Source organism: Psychrobacter sp. (assembly GCF_035469765.1).
Taxonomy (GTDB): Bacteria; Pseudomonadota; Gammaproteobacteria; order Pseudomonadales; family Moraxellaceae; genus Psychrobacter.
Window position 1 is genome coordinate 1 of sequence record NZ_DATIRM010000359.1, and the last position, 1786, is coordinate 1786.

The following is a 1786-nucleotide window of genomic DNA, read 5'->3' on the forward strand; positions in this document are numbered from 1 at the left end:
ATAAGTAGCCAAAATATAGCGAGCGCTACGCCCAGTTTTATGCAGAGTATGGATGCTAATGTCCATCAATTGACATCACGTATTGCTCAAGAATGGCAGCGGACTCGTCAGCAAAGATTGGCTGTCTCAAATACAAATGATGAGACAAAAGAAAAGCAGATGGTGACCGCTCATAGCTTGCAAGTGGGTGATATCATCATGGTTGAGGCGGGATCTGAGATTATAAGTGATGGTATCTTGCTCAGCTCAACCGCCACAGTTTCGCAAAGTTTACTGACGGGTGAAGGTGATTTAATCATCAAAACCCAAGGCGATTATATCGTCGGCGGCGCCCAAAATGACAGTCAGCCATTTGAGATGTTGGTCACAGCGCTGCCAGAAGACAGCCAGATAGGTTTGATTGACAGGCTAATGAACCGTGCCATGAGTGAGAAACCAAAACTGGCACAGCAAGCAGATAAGCTGGCACGGTGGTTTGTCGCTCGGATACTTGTTTTATCTGTCTTAGTATTTATCGGCTGGTATATCGTTGACCCAAGCCAAGCGATTTGGGCAACGGTCGCAGTATTGGTTGCAACATGTCCTTGCGCATTATCTCTAGCGACTCCAATTGCCCTGACTGTAGCGACCAACCGTTTGGCAAGTTATGGCTTTTTGACCACACGTGGGCACACGCTACAAACGCTTGCTGAGATTACTCATGTGGCTTTTGATAAAACGGGCACATTAACCTATGGTAAGCCTAATTTACTAAACATAGACTTGTTAGCAGCCAATGATGCGACAGCAGACACAAACGATGAAAAGGACAATCTACTAGCAATTGCCGCGGCGTTAGAGGTGGGCAGTCGTCATCCGATTGCGCACGCACTCTTGACAGCTGCTTATCAGCTGCATCTGCCTGCTACACAAGCTTTACAGCATTATCCAGCAGGCGGGGTTGAAGCGATAATTGATGGAGTATTATATCGAATCGGTCATGCAGATTTTGCCTTGGACAAAACGAATGATGATAATCATGATTTAGTCATTGATTTAGTTACCGAGCGAGCCAGTTCAGCGGTAGTCTTATCTTGTCAAAAGAATGAATCAGCAAGCTGGCAAGCGCTGGCGTGTTTTTATTTTAATGATAAGGTGCGTGATAGCGCTAAGTCGATGCTTGATACGCTGAAAGAGTTGGGTATTGAGTCGATTATGTTGACCGGTGATCCAAGCCCGCAAGCACTGGTAATGGCTGAAAGTTTGGGTATGCAGTCAGCCTATAACGGTTTGTCGCCAACAGACAAGGTCAATCATATTCAGCAGCTGCAAGCTAAAGGGGCAGTGGTGCTGATGGTTGGTGATGGTATTAATGATGCGCCAGTATTGGCAGCCGCAGATGTCTCAACCTCGATTGCTGGTGCAGCAGATTTAGCGCAAGTATCTAGCGATAGCATTATCTTAAACGGACAAATCGAAGCTATTATTGCGGCAAAACGTATTGCTGATAAAACGAAACGTATTATCAAGCAAAACTTGCGTTGGGCACTTATTTATAACGGTAGCGTATTAATACCAGCGGCTTTAGGTTATGTGCCACCTTGGCTGGCTGCTATTGGAATGTCGTTAAGTTCACTATTTGTGGTATTAAATGCGCTGCGTCTAAAACGTGCTTAATACTATTTTCAATAAACGTTTAATTTGATCCGTAAAAAAACCCGCTTTTTATTAAAAGTGGGTTTTTTCATGCAAAATAACAGTTAGATAACAGTTAGATAATATTTAGATTAGTCTTGTAGATAGCTTA

At 44.0% G+C, this 1786-nt stretch carries 1 protein-coding gene; it reads left to right on the forward strand.

Annotated features, from left to right (window positions below; translation table 11 throughout):
- Positions 1–1656 (forward strand): heavy metal translocating P-type ATPase (locus VLN09_RS09865; protein WP_325246063.1); only part of this gene is annotated, 1656 nt, incomplete at its 5' end.
- Between the last annotated feature and the right edge of the window lie 130 nt (positions 1657–1786).